13 protein-coding genes are annotated in these 17,947 nt (G+C 40.6%); 8 read left to right on the top strand and 5 right to left on the bottom strand.

The features are described 5' to 3' along the window. The first annotated feature begins 26 nt into the window (after positions 1-26). The 5 genes from QM956_RS07190 (at position 27) to QM956_RS07210 (ending at position 5,699) form a co-directional block, all read left to right on the top strand. A complete protein-coding gene (locus tag QM956_RS07190) occupies positions 27-1,727 on the top strand; it encodes an acetolactate synthase large subunit (protein WP_049500859.1) in 1,701 nt (566 codons plus the stop codon). Next, positions 1,720-2,196, top strand: coding sequence for an acetolactate synthase small subunit (gene ilvN / locus QM956_RS07195; protein WP_001253803.1), 477 nt, complete (start codon positions 1,720-1,722; stop codon positions 2,194-2,196). The genes QM956_RS07190 and ilvN overlap by 8 nt, the downstream gene beginning before the upstream one ends. Positions 2,197-2,261: 65 nt before the next feature. After that, a complete protein-coding gene (gene ilvC, locus QM956_RS07200; RefSeq protein ID WP_000290683.1) occupies positions 2,262-3,284 on the top strand; it encodes a ketol-acid reductoisomerase in 1,023 nt (340 codons plus the stop codon). A 114-nt stretch (positions 3,285-3,398) separates the two neighbouring features. Beyond that, positions 3,399-4,649 carry a threonine ammonia-lyase IlvA gene (gene ilvA, locus QM956_RS07205; RefSeq protein WP_261065554.1) on the top strand — a complete coding sequence of 417 codons (1,251 nt, stop codon included), beginning with the start codon at positions 3,399-3,401 and terminating at the stop codon, positions 4,647-4,649. An 834-nt stretch (positions 4,650-5,483) separates the two neighbouring features. Next, positions 5,484-5,699 carry a capsule biosynthesis transcriptional regulator gene (locus QM956_RS07210; protein WP_001130035.1) on the top strand — a complete coding sequence of 72 codons (216 nt, stop codon included), beginning with the start codon at positions 5,484-5,486 and terminating at the stop codon, positions 5,697-5,699. A gap of 231 nt (positions 5,700-5,930) precedes the next feature. On the opposite strand, the gene QM956_RS07215 is transcribed toward QM956_RS07210, so the two are convergent. Then, positions 5,931-6,671 (bottom strand): amino acid ABC transporter ATP-binding protein, encoded by a 741-nt coding sequence (locus tag QM956_RS07215; RefSeq protein ID WP_000189477.1) that lies wholly within the window; start codon positions 6,669-6,671, stop codon positions 5,931-5,933. Then, positions 6,671-8,236, bottom strand: a complete 1,566-nt coding sequence (locus QM956_RS07220) for an ABC transporter substrate-binding protein/permease (protein WP_261065555.1) — start codon at positions 8,234-8,236, stop codon at positions 6,671-6,673. The genes QM956_RS07215 and QM956_RS07220 overlap by 1 nt, the downstream gene beginning before the upstream one ends. Positions 8,237-8,374: 138 nt before the next feature. Between QM956_RS07220 and QM956_RS07225 the strand changes: the two genes are divergently transcribed. Then, the gene (locus QM956_RS07225; protein ID WP_261073793.1) at positions 8,375-10,264 is read left to right on the top strand and encodes a DUF2207 domain-containing protein; all 1,890 of its coding nucleotides are present in this window, start codon (positions 8,375-8,377) and stop codon (positions 10,262-10,264) included. Between the two features lie 60 nt (positions 10,265-10,324). Then, positions 10,325-11,170, top strand: coding sequence for an undecaprenyl-diphosphate phosphatase (locus QM956_RS07230; RefSeq protein WP_060627483.1), 846 nt, complete (start codon positions 10,325-10,327; stop codon positions 11,168-11,170). Between the two features lie 32 nt (positions 11,171-11,202). Here QM956_RS07230 and dinB read toward each other — a convergent pair whose 3' ends face one another. After that, positions 11,203-12,264: a DNA polymerase IV gene (gene dinB / locus QM956_RS07235; protein ID WP_261065557.1), complete on the bottom strand. Its 1,062-nt coding sequence runs from the start codon at positions 12,262-12,264 to the stop codon at positions 11,203-11,205. A 237-nt stretch (positions 12,265-12,501) separates the two neighbouring features. Between dinB and pflB the strand changes: the two genes are divergently transcribed. Then, positions 12,502-14,826 carry a formate C-acetyltransferase gene (gene pflB / locus QM956_RS07240; RefSeq protein WP_000260631.1) on the top strand — a complete coding sequence of 775 codons (2,325 nt, stop codon included), beginning with the start codon at positions 12,502-12,504 and terminating at the stop codon, positions 14,824-14,826. A gap of 288 nt (positions 14,827-15,114) precedes the next feature. Here the strand turns inward: pflB and QM956_RS07245 are convergent, their stop codons facing one another. Next, positions 15,115-16,554 carry a TrkH family potassium uptake protein gene (locus QM956_RS07245; protein ID WP_261019945.1) on the bottom strand — a complete coding sequence of 480 codons (1,440 nt, stop codon included), beginning with the start codon at positions 16,552-16,554 and terminating at the stop codon, positions 15,115-15,117. A gap of 3 nt (positions 16,555-16,557) precedes the next feature. Further along, entirely contained in the window at positions 16,558-17,907 is a 1,350-nt protein-coding gene (gene trkA / locus QM956_RS07250; RefSeq protein WP_153199647.1) for a Trk system potassium transporter TrkA, read from the bottom strand. Between the last annotated feature and the right edge of the window lie 40 nt (positions 17,908-17,947).

A 17,947-nucleotide genomic window follows, 5' to 3' on the forward strand; every position in this document is an offset into this window, starting at 1 on the left:
TTTTTAAGAGAAGAGAAAGGGGAACAATGGAGAAAATCAGTTTAGAATCTCCTAAGACGGGGTCGGATCTAGTTTTGGAAACACTTCGTGATTTAGGAATTGATACCATCTTTGGTTATCCTGGTGGTGCGGTCTTGCCTTTGTATGATGCGATATATAATTTTAAAGGCATTCGCCACATTCTAGGACGCCATGAGCAAGGTTGTTTGCATGAAGCTGAAGGTTATGCCAAATCAACTGGAAAGTTGGGTGTTGCTGTCGTCACTAGCGGACCAGGAGCAACAAATGCCATTACAGGAATTGCAGATGCCATGAGCGATAGCGTTCCCCTTTTGGTCTTTACAGGTCAGGTGGCGCGAGCGGGGATTGGGAAGGATGCCTTTCAAGAGGCAGACATCGTGGGAATCACCATGCCAATCACTAAGTACAATTATCAAGTTCGTGAGACAGCTGATATTCCTCGTATCATTACGGAAGCTGTTCATATCGCAACTACAGGTCGACCAGGGCCGGTCGTAATTGACCTACCTAAAGACGTATCTGCTTTAGAAACCGACTTCATCTATTCACCAGAAGTGAACCTACCAAGCTATCAGCCAACTCTTGAGCCAAATGATATGCAAATCAAGAAAATCTTGAAGCAATTATCCAAGGCTAAAAAGCCAGTCTTGCTTGCTGGTGGTGGGATTAGTTATGCTGAAGCTGCTGCAGAATTAAATGAATTTGCAGAACGCTATCAAATTCCAGTGGTAACCAGTCTTTTGGGACAAGGAACGATTGCAACGAGTCACCCACTCTTCCTTGGAATGGGAGGCATGCACGGGTCATTCGCAGCTAATATTGCCATGACGGAAGCGGACTTTATGATTAGTATTGGTTGTCGTTTTGATGACCGCTTGACGGGGAATCCTAAGACCTTCGCTAAGAATGCCAAGGTTGCCCACATTGATATTGACCCAGCCGAGATTGGCAAGATTATCAGTGCAGATATTCCTGTAGTTGGAGATGCTAAGAAAGCCTTGCAAATGTTGCTGGCCGAACCAACAGTTCATAACAATACTGAAAAATGGATTGAAAAAGTCACTAAAGACAAGAACCGCGTTCGTTCTTATGATAAGAAAGAGCGTGTGGTTCAGCCGCAAGCTGTTATTGAACGAATTGGTGAATTGACGAATGGAGATGCCATTGTGGTAACAGACGTTGGTCAACACCAAATGTGGACAGCTCAGTATTATCCCTACCAAAATGAACGTCAGTTAGTGACTTCAGGTGGTTTGGGAACGATGGGATTTGGAATTCCAGCAGCAATTGGAGCTAAAATTGCTAACCCAGATAAGGAAGTAGTCTTGTTTGTTGGGGATGGTGGTTTCCAAATGACTAACCAGGAATTGGCTATTTTGAACATTTACAAGGTGCCAATCAAGGTGGTTATGCTGAACAACCACTCACTTGGAATGGTCCGCCAGTGGCAGGAATCCTTCTATGAAGGTAGAACGTCAGAGTCAGTCTTTGATACCCTTCCTGATTTCCAACTGATGGCACAGGCTTATGGCATTAAAAACTATAAGTTTGACAATCCTGAGACCTTGGCCCAAGACCTTGAAGTCATCACTGAGAATGTTCCTATGCTAATCGAGGTAGATATTTCTCGTAAGGAACAGGTGTTACCGATGGTACCAGCTGGTAAGAGTAATCATGAGATGTTGGGGGTGAAGTTCCATGCGTAGAATGTTAACAGCAAAACTACAGAATCGATCAGGAGTCCTCAATCGCTTTACCGGTGTCCTGTCTCGTCGTCAGGTTAATATCGAAAGTATCTCTGTTGGAGCAACAGAAGATCCGAATGTATCGCGTATCACCATTATTATTGATGTTGCTTCACATGATGAGGTGGAGCAAATTATCAAACAGCTCAATCGTCAGATTGATGTGATTCGCATTCGTGATATTACAGACAAGCCTCATTTGGAGCGCGAGGTGATTTTGGTTAAGATGTCAGCGCCAGCTGAGAAGCGTGCTGAGATTCTAGCCATTATTCAACCTTTCCGTGCAACGGTGGTAGACGTAGCACCAAGCTCAATTACTATTCAGATGACAGGAAATGCTGAAAAGAGTGAAGCTCTATTGCGAGTCATTCGACCATACGGTATTCGCAATATCGCTAGAACGGGTGCAACTGGATTTACCCGCGACTAAAAATCCAACTTAAATTTGTTAAACCAGCCTAAAAGGCAATAAATAATAGAAAAGAGAGAAAAACTATGGCAGTTCAAATGGAATACGAAAAAGATGTTAAAGTAGCAGCACTTGACGGTAAAAAAATCGCCGTTATCGGTTATGGTTCACAAGGACATGCGCATGCTCAAAACTTGCGTGATTCAGGTCGCGATGTCATCATCGGTGTACGTCCAGGTAAATCTTTTGACAAAGCAAAAGAAGATGGATTTGACACATACACAGTAGCAGAAGCTACTAAATTGGCTGACGTTATCATGATTTTGGCACCAGATGAAATCCAACAAGAATTGTACGAAGCAGAAATCGCTCCAAACTTGGAAGCTGGAAACGCAGTTGGATTTGCTCATGGTTTCAACATTCACTTTGAATTTATCAAAGTACCTGCAGATGTAGATGTCTTCATGTGTGCTCCTAAAGGACCAGGACACTTGGTACGCCGTACTTACGAAGAAGGATTTGGTGTGCCAGCTCTTTACGCAGTTTATCAAGATGCAACAGGAAATGCTAAAAACATTGCTATGGACTGGTGTAAAGGTGTTGGAGCTGCTCGTGTAGGTCTTCTTGAAACAACTTACAAAGAAGAAACTGAAGAAGATTTGTTTGGTGAACAAGCTGTACTTTGTGGTGGTTTGACTGCCCTTATCGAAGCAGGTTTCGAAGTCTTGACAGAAGCAGGTTACGCTCCAGAATTGGCTTACTTTGAAGTTCTTCACGAAATGAAATTGATCGTTGACTTGATCTACGAAGGTGGATTCAAGAAAATGCGTCAATCAATTTCAAACACTGCTGAGTACGGTGACTATGTATCAGGTCCACGTGTAATCACTGAACAAGTTAAAGAAAATATGAAGGCTGTCTTGGCAGATATCCAAAATGGTAAATTTGCAAATGACTTTGTAAATGACTATAAAGCTGGACGTCCAAAATTGACTGCTTACCGTGAACAAGCAGCTAACCTTGAAATTGAAAAAGTTGGTGCAGAATTGCGTAAAGCAATGCCATTCGTTGGTAAAAACGACGACGATGCATTCAAAATCTATAACTAATTGATAGAAATGAAGGTGAAGGCGAGTTGGGGGACTAACTCGCTTTTATAATCAATTCCTCTCTTTTTTAAGAGGAATGATTGCGATAAGTTTGAAATAGTCTAGGAGAAAATGATGTTAAGTTCAAAAGATATCATCAAGGCTCATAAAGTCTTGAGCGGTGTGGTTGTGAATACCCCACTGGATTACGACCATTATTTATCGGAGAAGTATGGTGCTAAGATTTATTTGAAAAAGGAAAATGCTCAACGTGTTCGTTCTTTTAAAATTCGTGGTGCCTATTATGCTATTTCTCAGCTCAGCAAGGAAGAGCGTGAGCGAGGGGTAGTCTGTGCCTCTGCGGGAAATCATGCGCAGGGAGTTGCCTATACTTGTAATGAAATGAAGATTCCTGCTACTATCTTTATGCCAATTACTACTCCGCAACAAAAGATTGGTCAAGTTCGCTTTTTTGGTGGGGACTTCGTAACCATTAAACTAGTTGGAGATACCTTTGATGCTTCTGCTAAAGCAGCTCAAGAATTTACAGTTTCTGAAAATCGTACCTTTATTGATCCCTTTGATGATGCTCATGTGCAGGCAGGTCAAGGGACAGTTGCTTATGAGATTTTAGAAGAGGCTCGAAAAGAATCGATTGATTTTGATGCTGTTTTGGTCCCTGTTGGCGGCGGTGGTCTCATTGCTGGGGTTTCTACCTATATCAAGGAAACAAGTCCAGAAATTGAAGTCATTGGGGTAGAGGCTAATGGAGCACGTTCCATGAAGGCTGCTTTTGAAGCTGGTGGACCTGTTAAACTCAAAGAAATTGACAAATTTGCGGATGGGATTGCTGTGCAAAAGGTAGGTCAATTGACCTATGATGCAACTCGCCAACATGTTCAAACTTTGGTAGGTGTCGATGAGGGATTGATTTCTGAAACCTTGATTGACCTCTACTCTAAGCAAGGGATTGTAGCTGAGCCTGCTGGAGCGGCTAGTATCGCTTCTTTAGAGGTTTTGGCTGAATATATCAAAGGGAAAACCATTTGTTGTATCATTTCTGGAGGAAATAATGATATCAACCGTATGCCAGAAATGGAAGAACGTGCCTTGATTTATGATGGGATCAAGCATTACTTTGTGGTCAATTTCCCACAGCGTCCAGGAGCTTTGCGTGAATTTGTAAATGATATCCTGGGACCCAATGATGATATCACACGTTTTGAGTATATCAAACGAGCTAGCAAAGGGACAGGCCCAGTATTAATTGGGATTGCCTTAGCAGATAAGCATGATTATGCAGGCTTGATTCGTCGAATGGAAGGTTTTGATCCAGCTTATATTAACTTAAATGGTAACGAAACGCTCTATAATATGCTTGTCTGAGGACTAATAAAAAAATATCATATTATTTGCACAATTGATGTATAGGTGCTATAATGAAGATGAAGAAAGGGGGCGATTCCTATGGACTTAGGAAATCGGTTACGCTATTTCTATCATAACTCATTATAGTACCTATGTTTTTTGATTCAGTTTATAGTAAGGGAGTAAAATTACTTGTTATATGTAAGGAGTTTTTTGAAATCTACTATTTTATATATAGCTAATCTGAAATTTGGCTAAATATAATAGGAATTAGAAAAAATAATCAATACTAATGAGAAGCCTTATACTGAGGTTACTGAGAAGAGTGACGGGATACTCGGAAGATGAAGACCGTAGAAAAATGAAACATAGAATACTACGGTTTCCTAGCTACTCGCTTTTTAATGGGTAGGAGAAATAAAAAGTAAACTTGATAAAGTAAATAAATAGTACAAGTTGACCAAATGATTGAATGCTGGTGCAGACATGAAAAAGTCTAAAAGGAGAAAAATACTCGTTAGAAATGGTTTAGAGCAGAAGATTATTTTGTCAAATTTTTTTGTTTTACAGTGGAATAAATAATATGAAATAAGATTAGAATATGTCTAGATTATCGAGAATCAGCATCTGTCAAATATGAATATTATTACATAAATAAGATTTAATAATACAATTGTTTTAAAGAACTATAAAAATTGTTTTCGACAGTGAAAAACCTATATATTATAAGCTTTAATAAGATAGCAAGTAAAAATAAGGGCGTTTATTTTATTGAATATATGTTTTTTTATTGACAAAAAGCATAAAAGCGTATACAATTAAATATCGTAAATAAGAAAATAGGAGAAAGACATGGCTAAGTCAAACTTTGAAAAAGTAGAATCAGTTGTTGGCTGGGTTCGTGATAAGAAAATCACAGGCTACCGTATCTCTAAAGAAACGAATGCGCGTGAAATGTCTATCATTGCTCTAGCGCAGGGGCGTGCAAAAGTAAAAAATATTTCGTTTGAAACGGCTCTAGGTTTAATTGATTTCTATGATAAAAATCATGAAAAATTTGAAGATTAATCTTTGGATAATGGCGGATTCTTGAATAGGGTCTGCCTTTTCATTTTGATACTCAATGAAAATCAAAGAGCAAACTAGAAAGCTAGCCGTAGGCTGCTCAAAGCATTGCTTTGAGGTTGTAAATGTCAGTAACATATACCTACGGCAAGGCGAAGCTGACGTGGTTTGAAGAGATTTTCGAAGAGTATGAGGACAGCAAAAAGACTGCACGGTTGATGCAGCCTTTTCTTTTTATTTGAGATAGCGTTGAAGGAACTCTTTTGTACGGTCTTCTTTAGGATTGGTAAAGAGGTCTTCTGGTTTACCTTCTTCAGCAATCACACCCTTATCCATAAAGATAACACGGTGAGAGACATCACGGGCGAATTCCATCTCGTGGGTTACGACAATCATAGTCAAGCCTTCCTGAGCTAGATCCTGCATGATTTTGAGGACTTCTCCAACCATTTCTGGATCGAGAGCTGATGTTGGTTCATCAAAGAGAATAGCGTCAGGATTCATGGAGAGAGCACGAGCGATGGCCACACGTTGTTTTTGACCACCTGAGAGTTGTTTTGGTTTTGCTTGCCAGTAGCGTTCTCCCATGCCGACTTTTTCTAAGTTTTCTTTGGCAATTTTTTCAGCTTCTGTACGTTCGCGTTTAAGGACAGTCGTCTGAGCGACGATTGTGTTTTCAAGAACGTTGAGATTTTCAAAGAGGTTAAAGGATTGGAACACCATCCCCAACTTTTCACGGTATTGTGTGAGGTCATAACCTTTTTCGAGGACGTTTTGTCCATGATAAAGGATTTGTCCATCGGTTGGCGTTTCAAGTAGGTTAATGGAGCGTAGGAAGGTTGATTTTCCGCTTCCAGAGCTTCCGATGATAGAGATAACCTCTCCCTTGTGGACAGTGAGAGAAATGTCTTTTAGCACTTCGTTTTGGCCATAGGATTTTTTGAGGTGTTTAATTTCAAGGATTGCTTGTGTCATTATTTCAAATCCTCCGTTTGCATTTGGTTAGCACCTGTAGTATAGGTATCCATGTCCATTCGGCGTTCGATGAAGCGGAGGATACGTGTTACGGTGAAGGTGAGGACAAAGTAAATCACGGCGATGATTGTAAATGTCTGGAAGTATTGATAAGTTTGCGTTGCCACTGTATTTCCTGAGAAATAAAGTTCGACAACAGAGATAACGTTCAATACAGATGTATCTTTGATATTGATGACAAATTCATTACCAGTTGCTGGTAGGATGTTACGGACTACTTGAGGTAGGACAATCTTACGCATGGTTTGGTTATGAGTCATACCAAGAGCAGTCGCAGCTTCAAATTGTCCCTTGTCAACTGCTAGGATACCACCACGGACGATTTCGGTCATGTAGGCACCGGTGTTGATTGAAACGATGAAGATAGCGGCCAGTGTGCGGTCAAGGTTGATCCCGAAAGCTTGGGCAGTTCCATAGTAGATAACCATCGATTGAACGATCATTGGTGTACCACGGAAAATTTCAATGTAGACATTGAGAATCCAGCCGACTAGTTTTTGTAGGCCATAAATGGCTTTGTTTTCAGAGAGAGGAGCAGTACGGAAAACACCAATAGCAAGACCGATAATGAGACCTATGATGGTTCCGACGATAGAGATTAAAAGAGTTATACCCGCACCACGCAAGAGTTGTTGCCAGTTTTCAGAAAGAATTTTAGCGACTTGGCTAAAGAAACTACTGCTAGTCTCTTCAGTTGTTGTTGCTTCGGCAGGTTGTTCCTTGATCATACGGTCCATCAAGGCAACTTGGTCATCTTTAGAAATGGTTTCAATGCTGGCATTGATTTGATTAATACGAGTGTCATCTTTACGAAGTCCAATGGCAATAGCTGTATCTTCTTCCCCAGTTTTGAAACCTGGTTCTACTTGAACCATCTTGAACTTAGAGTTAGCAACTTCGGCAGTCAGTGCTTCAGGGCGTTCAGAAACATAAGCATCGATAACACCAGCTTCAAGTGCTTGGCGCATTTGAGCGAAGTCTCCCATGGCAGTTTCTTTTTTAGCGCCTGAGATTTGTGCAATCAAGTCATAAAGGTAAACACCTTGTTGAGAAGTGATTTTTGCACCATTAAAGTCATCCAAAGATTTGGCATTTGCATAGGCAGAATCTTTTTTGACAAGTAGGACAGGTTCGCTAGTGTAGTAACTGCTTGAAAAGGCAATTTCTTGTTTGCGTTCAGCAGTAGGACTCATACCTGCGATAATCATATCAATTTTACCAGAAGTAAGGGCAGGGACTAGACCTTCCCACTTGGTCTTAACAACCAAAGGTTCTTTACCTAAGTCCTTAGCGATTTTCTTGGCAATTTGGACATCGTATCCATTGGCGTACTGGTTGGTTCCATCGATTTTGACAGCTCCGTTGCTATCATCATCCTGGGTCCAGTTAAAGGGGGCATATGCTGCTTCCATCCCGATGCGTAAATATTCATCGGCTTGAGCAACATTGACAAGTCCTAGCATCAGCAAGAGACTTGTGAAAATAGATAAGTATATTTTTCTCATGATTTCTCCTATTTCTAATCTATTAAAAAATAACTGTCTCCTATTTTATCGAAAAAAACTTTATTTTTCAATATAGGTAAGCCCTTACTTGTGAAAAAATGATATAATGATAGCAAAGATAAAAAGGGGGCTTAGTTGATGAAAAAAACTTTTTTCTTACTAGTGTTAGGTTGGTTTTGCCTTCTGCCACTTTCTGTTTTTGCCATTGATTTTAAGATAAACTCTTATCAAGGGGATTTGTATATTCATGCAGACAATACGGCAGAATTTAGACAGAAGATAGTTTACCAGTTTGAGGAGGACTTTAAGGGTCAAATCGTGGGACTTGGACGGGCTGGCAAGATGCCTAGCGGATTTGACATTGACCCTCATCCAAAGGTTCAGGTCGCGAAAAACGGTGCTGAACTGACAGATGTTACTAGCGAAGTGATAGAAGGGGCAGATGGTTATACTGTTAAAGTTTATAATCCAGGTCAAGATGGCGACACAGTTGAAGTTGACCTTGTCTGGAACTTAAAGAATTTGCTTTTCCTTTATGATGATATCGCTGAATTAAATTGGCAACCTTTAACAGATAGTTCAGGGACTATTGGAAAGTTTGAATTTCATGTAAGGGGAGATAAGGGAGCTGAAAAACTCTTTTTCCATACAGGGAAACTTTTTAGAGAGGGAACGGTTGAAAAGAGTAACCTTGATTATACTATCCGTTTAGACAATCTTCCGGCTAAACGTGGAGTTGAGTTACATGCCTATTGGCCTCGGACCGATTTTGCTAGCGCTAGGGATCAGGGATTGAAAGGGAATCGTTTAGAAGAGTTTAATAAGATAGAAGACTCGATTTTTAAAGAAAAAGATCAGAGTAAACAACTCGTTACTTGGGTGTTTCCTTCCATACTTTCCATCTCTCTGTTATTGAGCGTCTGCTTCTATTTCATCTATAGAAGAAAGACCACTCCTTCGGTTAAATATGCCAAAAATCATCGTCTCTATGAACCACCAATGGAATTAGAACCTATGGTTTTATCAGAGGCTGTCTACTCGACTTCCTTGGATGAAGTGAGTCCTCTAACCAAAGGAGCTGGCAAATTCACCTTTGACCAACTTATTCAAGCTACCTTGTTAGATGTGATTGACCGTGGAAATGTCTCTATTATTTCAGAGGGAGATGCAGTTGGCTTGAGACTGGTAAAAGAAGACGGTTTGTCCAGTTTTGAGAAAGACTGTCTAAATCTAGCTTTTTCAGGCAAAAAAGAAGAAACTCTTTCCAATTTGTTTGCGGATTACAAGGTATCTGATAGTCTTTATCGTAGAGCAAAAGTTTCTGATGAAAAACGGATTCAAGCAAAGGGGCGTCAGCTCAAATCTTCTTTTGAAGAAGTATTGAAAGAGATGCAAGAAGGAGTGAGAAATCGGGTTATCTTCTGGGGACTTCCAGATTATTATCGTCTTTTAACTGGTGGGGAAAAGGCCTTGCAAGTAGGTATGGGTGTCTTGACTATCTTGTCCCTATTTATCGGATTTGGTTTGTTCTTGTACAGTTTGGATGTTTATGGATATCTTTACATCCCCTTGCCAATACTTGGTTTTCTAGGTTTGGTTTTGGCTGTTTTCTATTATTGGAAGCTTCGATTAGATAATCGTGATGGTGTCCTAAATGAAGCAGGAGCAGAAGTATACTATCTCTGGACCAGTTTTGAAAATATGTTGCGTGAGATTGCACGATTGGATCAGGCTGAATTGGAAAGTATTGTGGTCTGGAATCGCCTCTTGGTCTATGCAACCTTATTTGGCTATGCGGACAAGGTCAGCCATTTGATGAAGGTTCATCATATCCAAGTGGAAAATCCAGATATCAATCTATATGTAGCTTATGGTTGGCATAGTATGTTTTATCATTCAAGCGCGCAAATGAGCCATTATGCCAGTGTCGCAAATACAGCAAGTACCTACTCCGTATCTTCTGGAAGTGGAAGTTCTGGCGGAGGCTTCTCTGGAGGCGGAGGCGGTGGCAGTATCGGCGCCTTTTAAAGAGAGCTATCACTGGCTGAAAAAATATGCTATAATGGAAGATAGAAAAAGGAGTAATCTATGTATCTTATTGAAATTTTAAAATCTATCTTCTTTGGGATTGTTGAAGGAATTACGGAATGGCTGCCGATTTCAAGTACAGGTCACTTGATTTTAGCAGAGGAATTTATCCAATACCAAAATCAAAATGAAGTCTTTATGTCCATGTTTAATGTCGTGATTCAGCTTGGTGCGATTTTGGCGGTTATGGTGATTTACTTTAATAAGCTCAATCCCTTTAAACCGGGTAAAGACAAGCAGGAAGTTCGTAAGACTTGGAGACTGTGGTTGAAGGTCTTGGTTGCCACTTTGCCTTTACTTGCCGTCTTTAAATTTGATGATTGGTTTGATACTCACTTCCATAATATGGTTTCAGTTGCTCTCATGTTGATTATCTATGGGATTGCCTTTATCTATTTGGAAAAGCGCAATAAAGCGCGTGCTATAGAGCCAAGTGTGACAGAGTTGGACAAGCTTCCTTATACGACAGCTTTCTATATCGGACTCTTCCAAGTTCTTGCCCTTTTACCAGGGACAAGCCGTTCTGGAGCAACGATTGTCGGTGGTTTGTTGAATGGAACTAGTCGTTCTGTTGTGACAGAATTTACCTTCTATCTTGGAATTCCTGTTATGTTTGGAGCCAGTGCCTTAAAGATTTTCAAATTTATAAAAGCAGGACAGCTCTTGAGTTTTGGGCAATTGTTTTTGCTCTTGGTCGCTATGGGAGTAGCTTTTGCAGTTAGCATGGTGGCTATTCGCTTCTTGACAAGCTATGTAAAAAAACACGACTTTACCCTTTTTGGTAAATACCGCATCGTACTTGGTAGCATCTTATTGCTTTATAGCTTTGTCCGTTTATTTGTATAAGAAAAACCTTGAAGGGGCAACTCTTCAAGGTTTTAAAATCCAGTCACGGTAATTCCCAACAGACGGACACCTCTTTCTTTCTCGCTTAACTCTTCATAGAGTTGCAGGGCTATTTGGCTTATCTGGCTAGCATCCTGTGTTTTTTGGGTCAGACTTTTTCGTTTAGTAAGAGTTGAAAAGTCCTCGTAGCGGATTTTCAAAATGACAATTTTTCCAGCTTTTTCTTGTTGACTGAGATTGAGAGCGACTCTTTCTGATAGGAGAGTCAGCTCTTTTTTGATGTCTTCTTCGGCACGGAGAATCTTTCCATAGGTTTTTTCCTTGCCGATTGATTTACGAATACGATTGGATTTGACTGGAGAGTTGTGAATGCCACGAGCCTTTCGATAAAGGTCATAGCCCAGTCTTCCAAAACGGTCTATTAGGGTCATTTCAGGAACTTTAAGTAGATCAGCGCCGGTAAAAATCCCCATTTGATGAAGACGTTCTACTGTCTTCTTTCCTACTCCATGAAACTTGGAAATATCCATTTGTTTGAGAAAGTCCTCAGCCTGGTCAGGTAGAATCACTGTCAGACCATGTGGCTTTTGATAATCACTGGCCATTTTAGCTAAGAATTTATTGTAAGAAACGCCAGCAGAAGCAGTTAGATGAAGTTCTTGCCAGATATCCTCTTGAATGAGGCGAGCGATTTTGACTGCTGACTTGATACCGAGTTTATTTTCTGTTACATCCAAATAGGCTTCGTCAATACTCATAGGTTCAATCAAATCTGTATAGCGCTTAAAAATAGCTCGAATCTGGAGTCCCACAGATTTGTATTTTTCATAATTTCCTGATATGAAGATTGCCTGGGGACAGCGTTCATAGGCTTCCTTGGAACTCATGGCTGAATGGACACCAAAAGCTCGAGCTTCATAGCTACAAGTGGAAACGACACCACGCCCACCTGTTTGCCGAGGGTCACTGCCGATAATGACAGGTTTTCCTCTGAGTTTAGGATTATCTCTGATTTCTACCGCAGCAAAAAAGGCATCCATGTCGATATGGATGATTTTTCTTGACAAATCATTTAACAAAGGAAAAATCAACATGCTTATCGCCTTTTTACTGCTTATTTTCTTTTATTATACCCTTTTTTCTGAAAAAAAGAAAAAAGGACTTTATTTTTTCAAAAATATAATACAGTTTGGAACGAAATATAGACTGTTTTAGAAAAGAAAGTTTAAAAATAGCGATTTATCACTTGTTGAAATCGGTTACTGTGTGGTATACTTGTCTCATGAATGTAACAGATGACTGTTACTAGAAAGAAAAAAGAGGACATTAACATGGTTGTTAAGACAGTTGTTGAAGCACAAGATATTTTTGACAAAGCTTGGGAAGGCTTCAAAGGCGTAGATTGGAAAGAAAAAGCAAGTGTATCACGCTTCGTACAAGCTAACTACACACCTTACGATGGAGACGAAAGCTTCCTCGCAGGACCAACAGAACGTTCACTTCACATCAAAAAAATTGTAGAAGAAACTAAAGCACACTACGAAGAAACTCGTTTCCCAATGGACACTCGTCCAACATCTATCGCTGATATCCCAGCAGGATTTATCGATAAAGAAAACGAAGTTATCTTCGGTATCCAAAACGATGAACTCTTCAAATTGAACTTCATGCCAAAAGGTGGTATCCGTATGGCTGAAACTACTTTGAAAGAAAATGGATACGAACCAGATCCAGCTGTTCACGAAATCTTTACTAAATATGTAACAACAGTTAACGACGGTATCTTCCGTGCTTACACTTCAAACATCCGTCGCGCTCGTCACGCTCACACTGTAACTGGTCTTCCAGATGCATACTCACGCGGACGTATCATCGGTGTTTACGCACGTCTTGCTCTTTACGGTGCAGACTACTTGATGCAAGAAAAAGTAAACGACTGGAATGCAATCGAAGAAATCGATGAAGAAACAATCCGTCTTCGTGAAGAAATCAACCTTCAATACCAAGCATTGCAACAAGTTGTTCGCTTGGGTGACCTTTACGGAGTTGACGTTCGCAAACCAGCTATGAACGTTAAAGAAGCTATCCAATGGGTTAACATCGCCTTCATGTCTGTCTGCCGTGTTATCAACGGTGCTGCTACATCTCTAGGACGTGTGCCAATCGTATTGGATATCTTTGCAGAACGTGACCTTGCTCGTGGTACATTTACTGAATCAGAAATCCAAGAATTTGTTGATGATTTCGTTATGAAACTTCGTACAGTTAAGTTTGCTCGTACAAAAGCTTATGACCAATTGTACTCAGGTGACCCAACCTTCATCACAACTTCTATGGCTGGTATGGGTAACGACGGTCGTCACCGTGTTACTAAGATGGACTACCGTTTCTTGAACACTCTTGACAATATCGGTAACTCTCCAGAACCAAACTTGACAGTTCTTTGGACTGATAAATTGCCATACAACTTCCGTCGCTACTGTATGCACATGAGCCACAAACACTCTTCTATCCAATACGAAGGTGTAACAACAATGGCTAAAGACGGATATGGTGAAATGAGCTGTATCTCATGCTGTGTGTCTCCACTTGACCCAGAAAATGAAGAACAACGCCACAACATCCAGTACTTCGGTGCGCGTGTAAACGTATTGAAAGCCCTTCTTACTGGTTTGAACGGTGGTTACGACGATGTTCACAAAGACTACAAAGTATTTGACATTGAACCAATCCGTGATGAAGTTCTTGAATTTGAATCAGTTAAAGCTAACTTTGAAAAATCTCTTGACTGGTTGACTGACACTTACGTAGATGCTTTGAATATCATTCACTACATGACTGATAAATACAACTACGAAGCTGTTCAAATGGCATTCTTGCCAACTAAACAACGTGCCAACATGGGATTCGGTATCTGTGGATTTGCCAACACTGTTGATACATTGTCAGCTATCAAATACGCTACAGTTAAACCAATCCGTGATGAAAATGGCTACATCTACGATTACGAAACAATCGGTGAATACCCACGTTGGGGTGAAGATGACCCACGTTCAAACGAATTGGCAGAATGGTTGATCGAAGCTTACACAACTCGTCTACGTAGCCACAAACTTTACAAAGACGCTGAAGCTACAGTATCACTTTTGACAATCACATCTAACGTTGCTTACTCTAAACAAACTGGTAACTCACCAGTTCACAAAGGTGTATACCTCAACGAAGATGGTTCTGTGAACTTGTCTAAACTTGAATTCTTCTCACCAGGTGCTAACCCATCTAACAAAGCTAAAGGTGGATGGTTGCAAAACTTGAACTCACTTTCTAGCCTTGACTTTAGTTACGCAGCTGACGGTATCTCATTGACTACACAAGTATCACCTCGCGCTCTTGGTAAGACTCGTGACGAACAAGTTGATAACTTGGTAACAATCCTTGATGGTTACTTTGAAAACGGTGGACAACACGTTAACTTGAACGTTATGGACTTGAACGATGTTTACGAAAAGATTATGTCAGGTGAAGACGTTATCGTACGTATCTCTGGATACTGTGTAAACACTAAATACCTCACTCCAGAACAAAAAACTGAATTGACACAACGTGTCTTCCACGAAGTTCTTTCAATGGATGATGCCTTGGATGCGTTGAGCTAATCAAGTTCTTGAATAATGAAAAGGAACCCTCGGTCAGTCGACTGAGGGTTGTTTTTTGGGATCTTAAATTCCTTAATACTCTTCGAAAATCTCTTCAAACCACGTCAGCTTCGCCTTGTCGTACTCAAGTACTGTCTATAGCTAGCTTCCTAGTTTGCTTTTTGATTTTCATTGAGTATAAGTCAGGATCTGAAGTGTCTCGCTTGGTTTAAAAAGAGTTGGTTGAGTTGAGGAGGTGGTCTGAAATAAAAACACCACACTTTGTTAGATACAAGGTGTGGTTGTATTTTATCTCTTAGACCAAGTTCTCTTCATAAAGAGAAGTAAGATTGGGTAAATCTCCAAACGGCCTGCAATCATTGCAAAGGAGAGAAGAATTTTTGAGATAGGACTAAAGATTGAGAAACTAGATGTCGTTCCTAGAATAGGCCCGATGTTATTGAAACAGCTAAAGACAGCACTGGTTACAACCAGAAAATCATTGCTATCTAGGCTGACAATAAAGATAAGGGATAGCAAAATCATAGAATAGATGACAAAGTACTTGAGAATCTTATGTTGGGTATCTTTGTCAATTACCGTTTTATTAACATGGAGGGTCAAAACACGGTGGGGCGATAGGATTGACAAAATTTGGTTTTTGGCAATTTTTGAAAGGATGAGACCTCGAATAACCTTGAGTCCACCTGCGGTTGAACCAGCAGAACCACCGATTCCCATGAGGAAGAGGAGGATAAACTGGGAGAAGAGGGGCCAATTGGTAATGTCTCCATATCCAAAACCAGTCGTCGTAATAATATTGGAAACCTGGAAGAAGGCCATTTCAAAGCTCTTGGAAAATCCTGGGTAGAGATAGAGGGTATTAAGGCTAATCAAGCCTGTAGAAACCAGAACAATGACCAAGTAAGCTCGAAGTTCTTCATCTCCAAAGAAGGCCTTGACGCGACGGAGCATAAGGTAGTAGTAGAGATTGAAATTTACCCCAAAAACCAAAACTCCGATACTAACCAGATAGGTAATCAGTGAGCTACCATAGTGGGCAATCCCGTCGTTATAGACTGTAAAACCTCCTGTACCAGCTGTTCCCATGGCAATGACAAAACTATCAAATAGGGGCATACCAGCTAGATAATAGATGATGACAAAGAGGGAAAAGAGAGCTAGATAAAGGAGATAGAGAATCTGGGCAGTGTTTTTTAGTTTGGATACTACTTTACCAAAAACAGGGCCAGGAACCTCAGCCTTCATCACTTCTAGGTGGCTATTCTTGGCATTATCCATAATAGCAAGTGCAAAAACAAGCACTCCCATCCCTCCAATCAAGTGGGTAAAACTTCGCCAGAAGAGGAGGGAACGACTGAGAACCGAAACGTCGTTCAGAATAGTTGCTCCAGTAGTTGTAAAGCCAGAACTGATTTCAAAAAAGGCATCGATAACGCTGGGAATTTGCCCAGCAAAGACGAAGGGGAGACCACCAAAGAAGGACCAAAGGATCCAACAGAGGGCAACAATCAAGACTCCCTCCTTGGCATAAATCCGTTGATTTTTTGGCTTTTGTAAAATTCCTGAACCGCCTAGTAATACGAGAATCCCAATCGTTGTAAAGAGGGCTGTAAAGACTTGGCTCGATTCACGGTAATAGATAGCAACAGCTACAGGAACCAAAAGAAGAACAGCTTCAATCAAAAGTAATTTTGAAAGGAGGTAACGAATCATACTTTTATTCATTTCTTACCTCGCGATCAAGTCATAAATCTTGGTGATGTTTGGCAACAAGGTTGTTACTAGGAGCTTGTCTCCGACTTCCAGCATATCCTCCCCTGTAGGGAAAATAGTCTTGCCCTTTCGAATGATAGCTGCAATAAGAACCCCTTTTTTCAGTTTCAGTTGAGAAAGAGGTTTGGCAGTCATTTTATTGGCTTCCTTGATATGGAATTGCAGGGTTTCGATTTGGCCATTGGCTAGATGGTGCATGGCCTGAAGGTCTGAATACTGGGCATTAACACGGCCACGAATAAAGTGCATAATCGTATCTACAGCGATGCTTTTAGGTGTGATGATACTTGAAAAATCAGGCGCATTGATAATCTCGAGGAGACTGGTACGATTGACCTTAGTAATATTTTTCTGTACACCTACCCTGTCAAGGAACATAGAGGTAATCAGATTTTCCTCATCGACCCCTGTTAGAGTCGCAACGGCATCATAGTTTTGAGCACTTTCTTCCAGCAGGATATCTTTTACGGTACCATCTCCTTGAACGATGTAGAGGTTTGGGAATTTCTCGCTAAAGAAGCTAGCGATTTCAGGATTGATTTCAATAACCTTGGTATCGATACGACTGTCTTTGAGGATACCTAGTAGATAATAGGCAATTCTACCAGCTCCAACAATAAGAAGACTCTTCACGGCACGAGACTTGAAATAATTATGGAAGAGCATCATGTCAACACGGTTACCAGTGACAAAGATTCTATCTTTATCCTGTACAGTCATGTCACCGCTTGGAATGATAATTTGATGATCCCTTTCTATCGCACAGACAATGACATTGCCAAATTTTTTCCGAAAATCAGAAATGGGCATTTGGCAAAGACCACTGGAGGATTTAACAGCGAATTCCATCAAGCTGACCCGTCCACCAAAGAAACGTTCGACAGAGAGGGCGTTGGGGAAGTCAATGATATTAGCAATAGCACGGGCAGCCAAGAGCTCAGGATTAACTATAAGAGAAAAACCGAGAATATTCTTTTCCTTGAAATAAGAGTTAGAATATTCAGGGTTCCGCACCCGAACGATGGTCTCTTTAGCTCCCATTTTTTTTGCTAGAACGGCTGCAATCATGTTCACTTCATCGTATTCAGTCAGGGCGATAAAGATATCACAATCCTGGACGCTGGCTTGCTCAAGGATGGTAAAATCGGCCCCGTTACCAAGGATGCCTATGATATCAAAGCGATTGACAATATGATTGAGGACAGCTTCGTCTTGCTCAATCAGCAAAACATCATGCTTTTCTGCAACCAAGGAGCGACAGAGGGCAGAACCAACTTTTCCCCCTCCGACAAGGATAATTTTCATAATAAAACCTACTTCTTCATTATGTAACTATCATACCCTT

Origin of the sequence: Streptococcus mitis (assembly GCF_047460035.1) — a bacterium.
Lineage (GTDB): Bacteria > Bacillota > Bacilli > Lactobacillales > Streptococcaceae > Streptococcus > Streptococcus mitis_DW.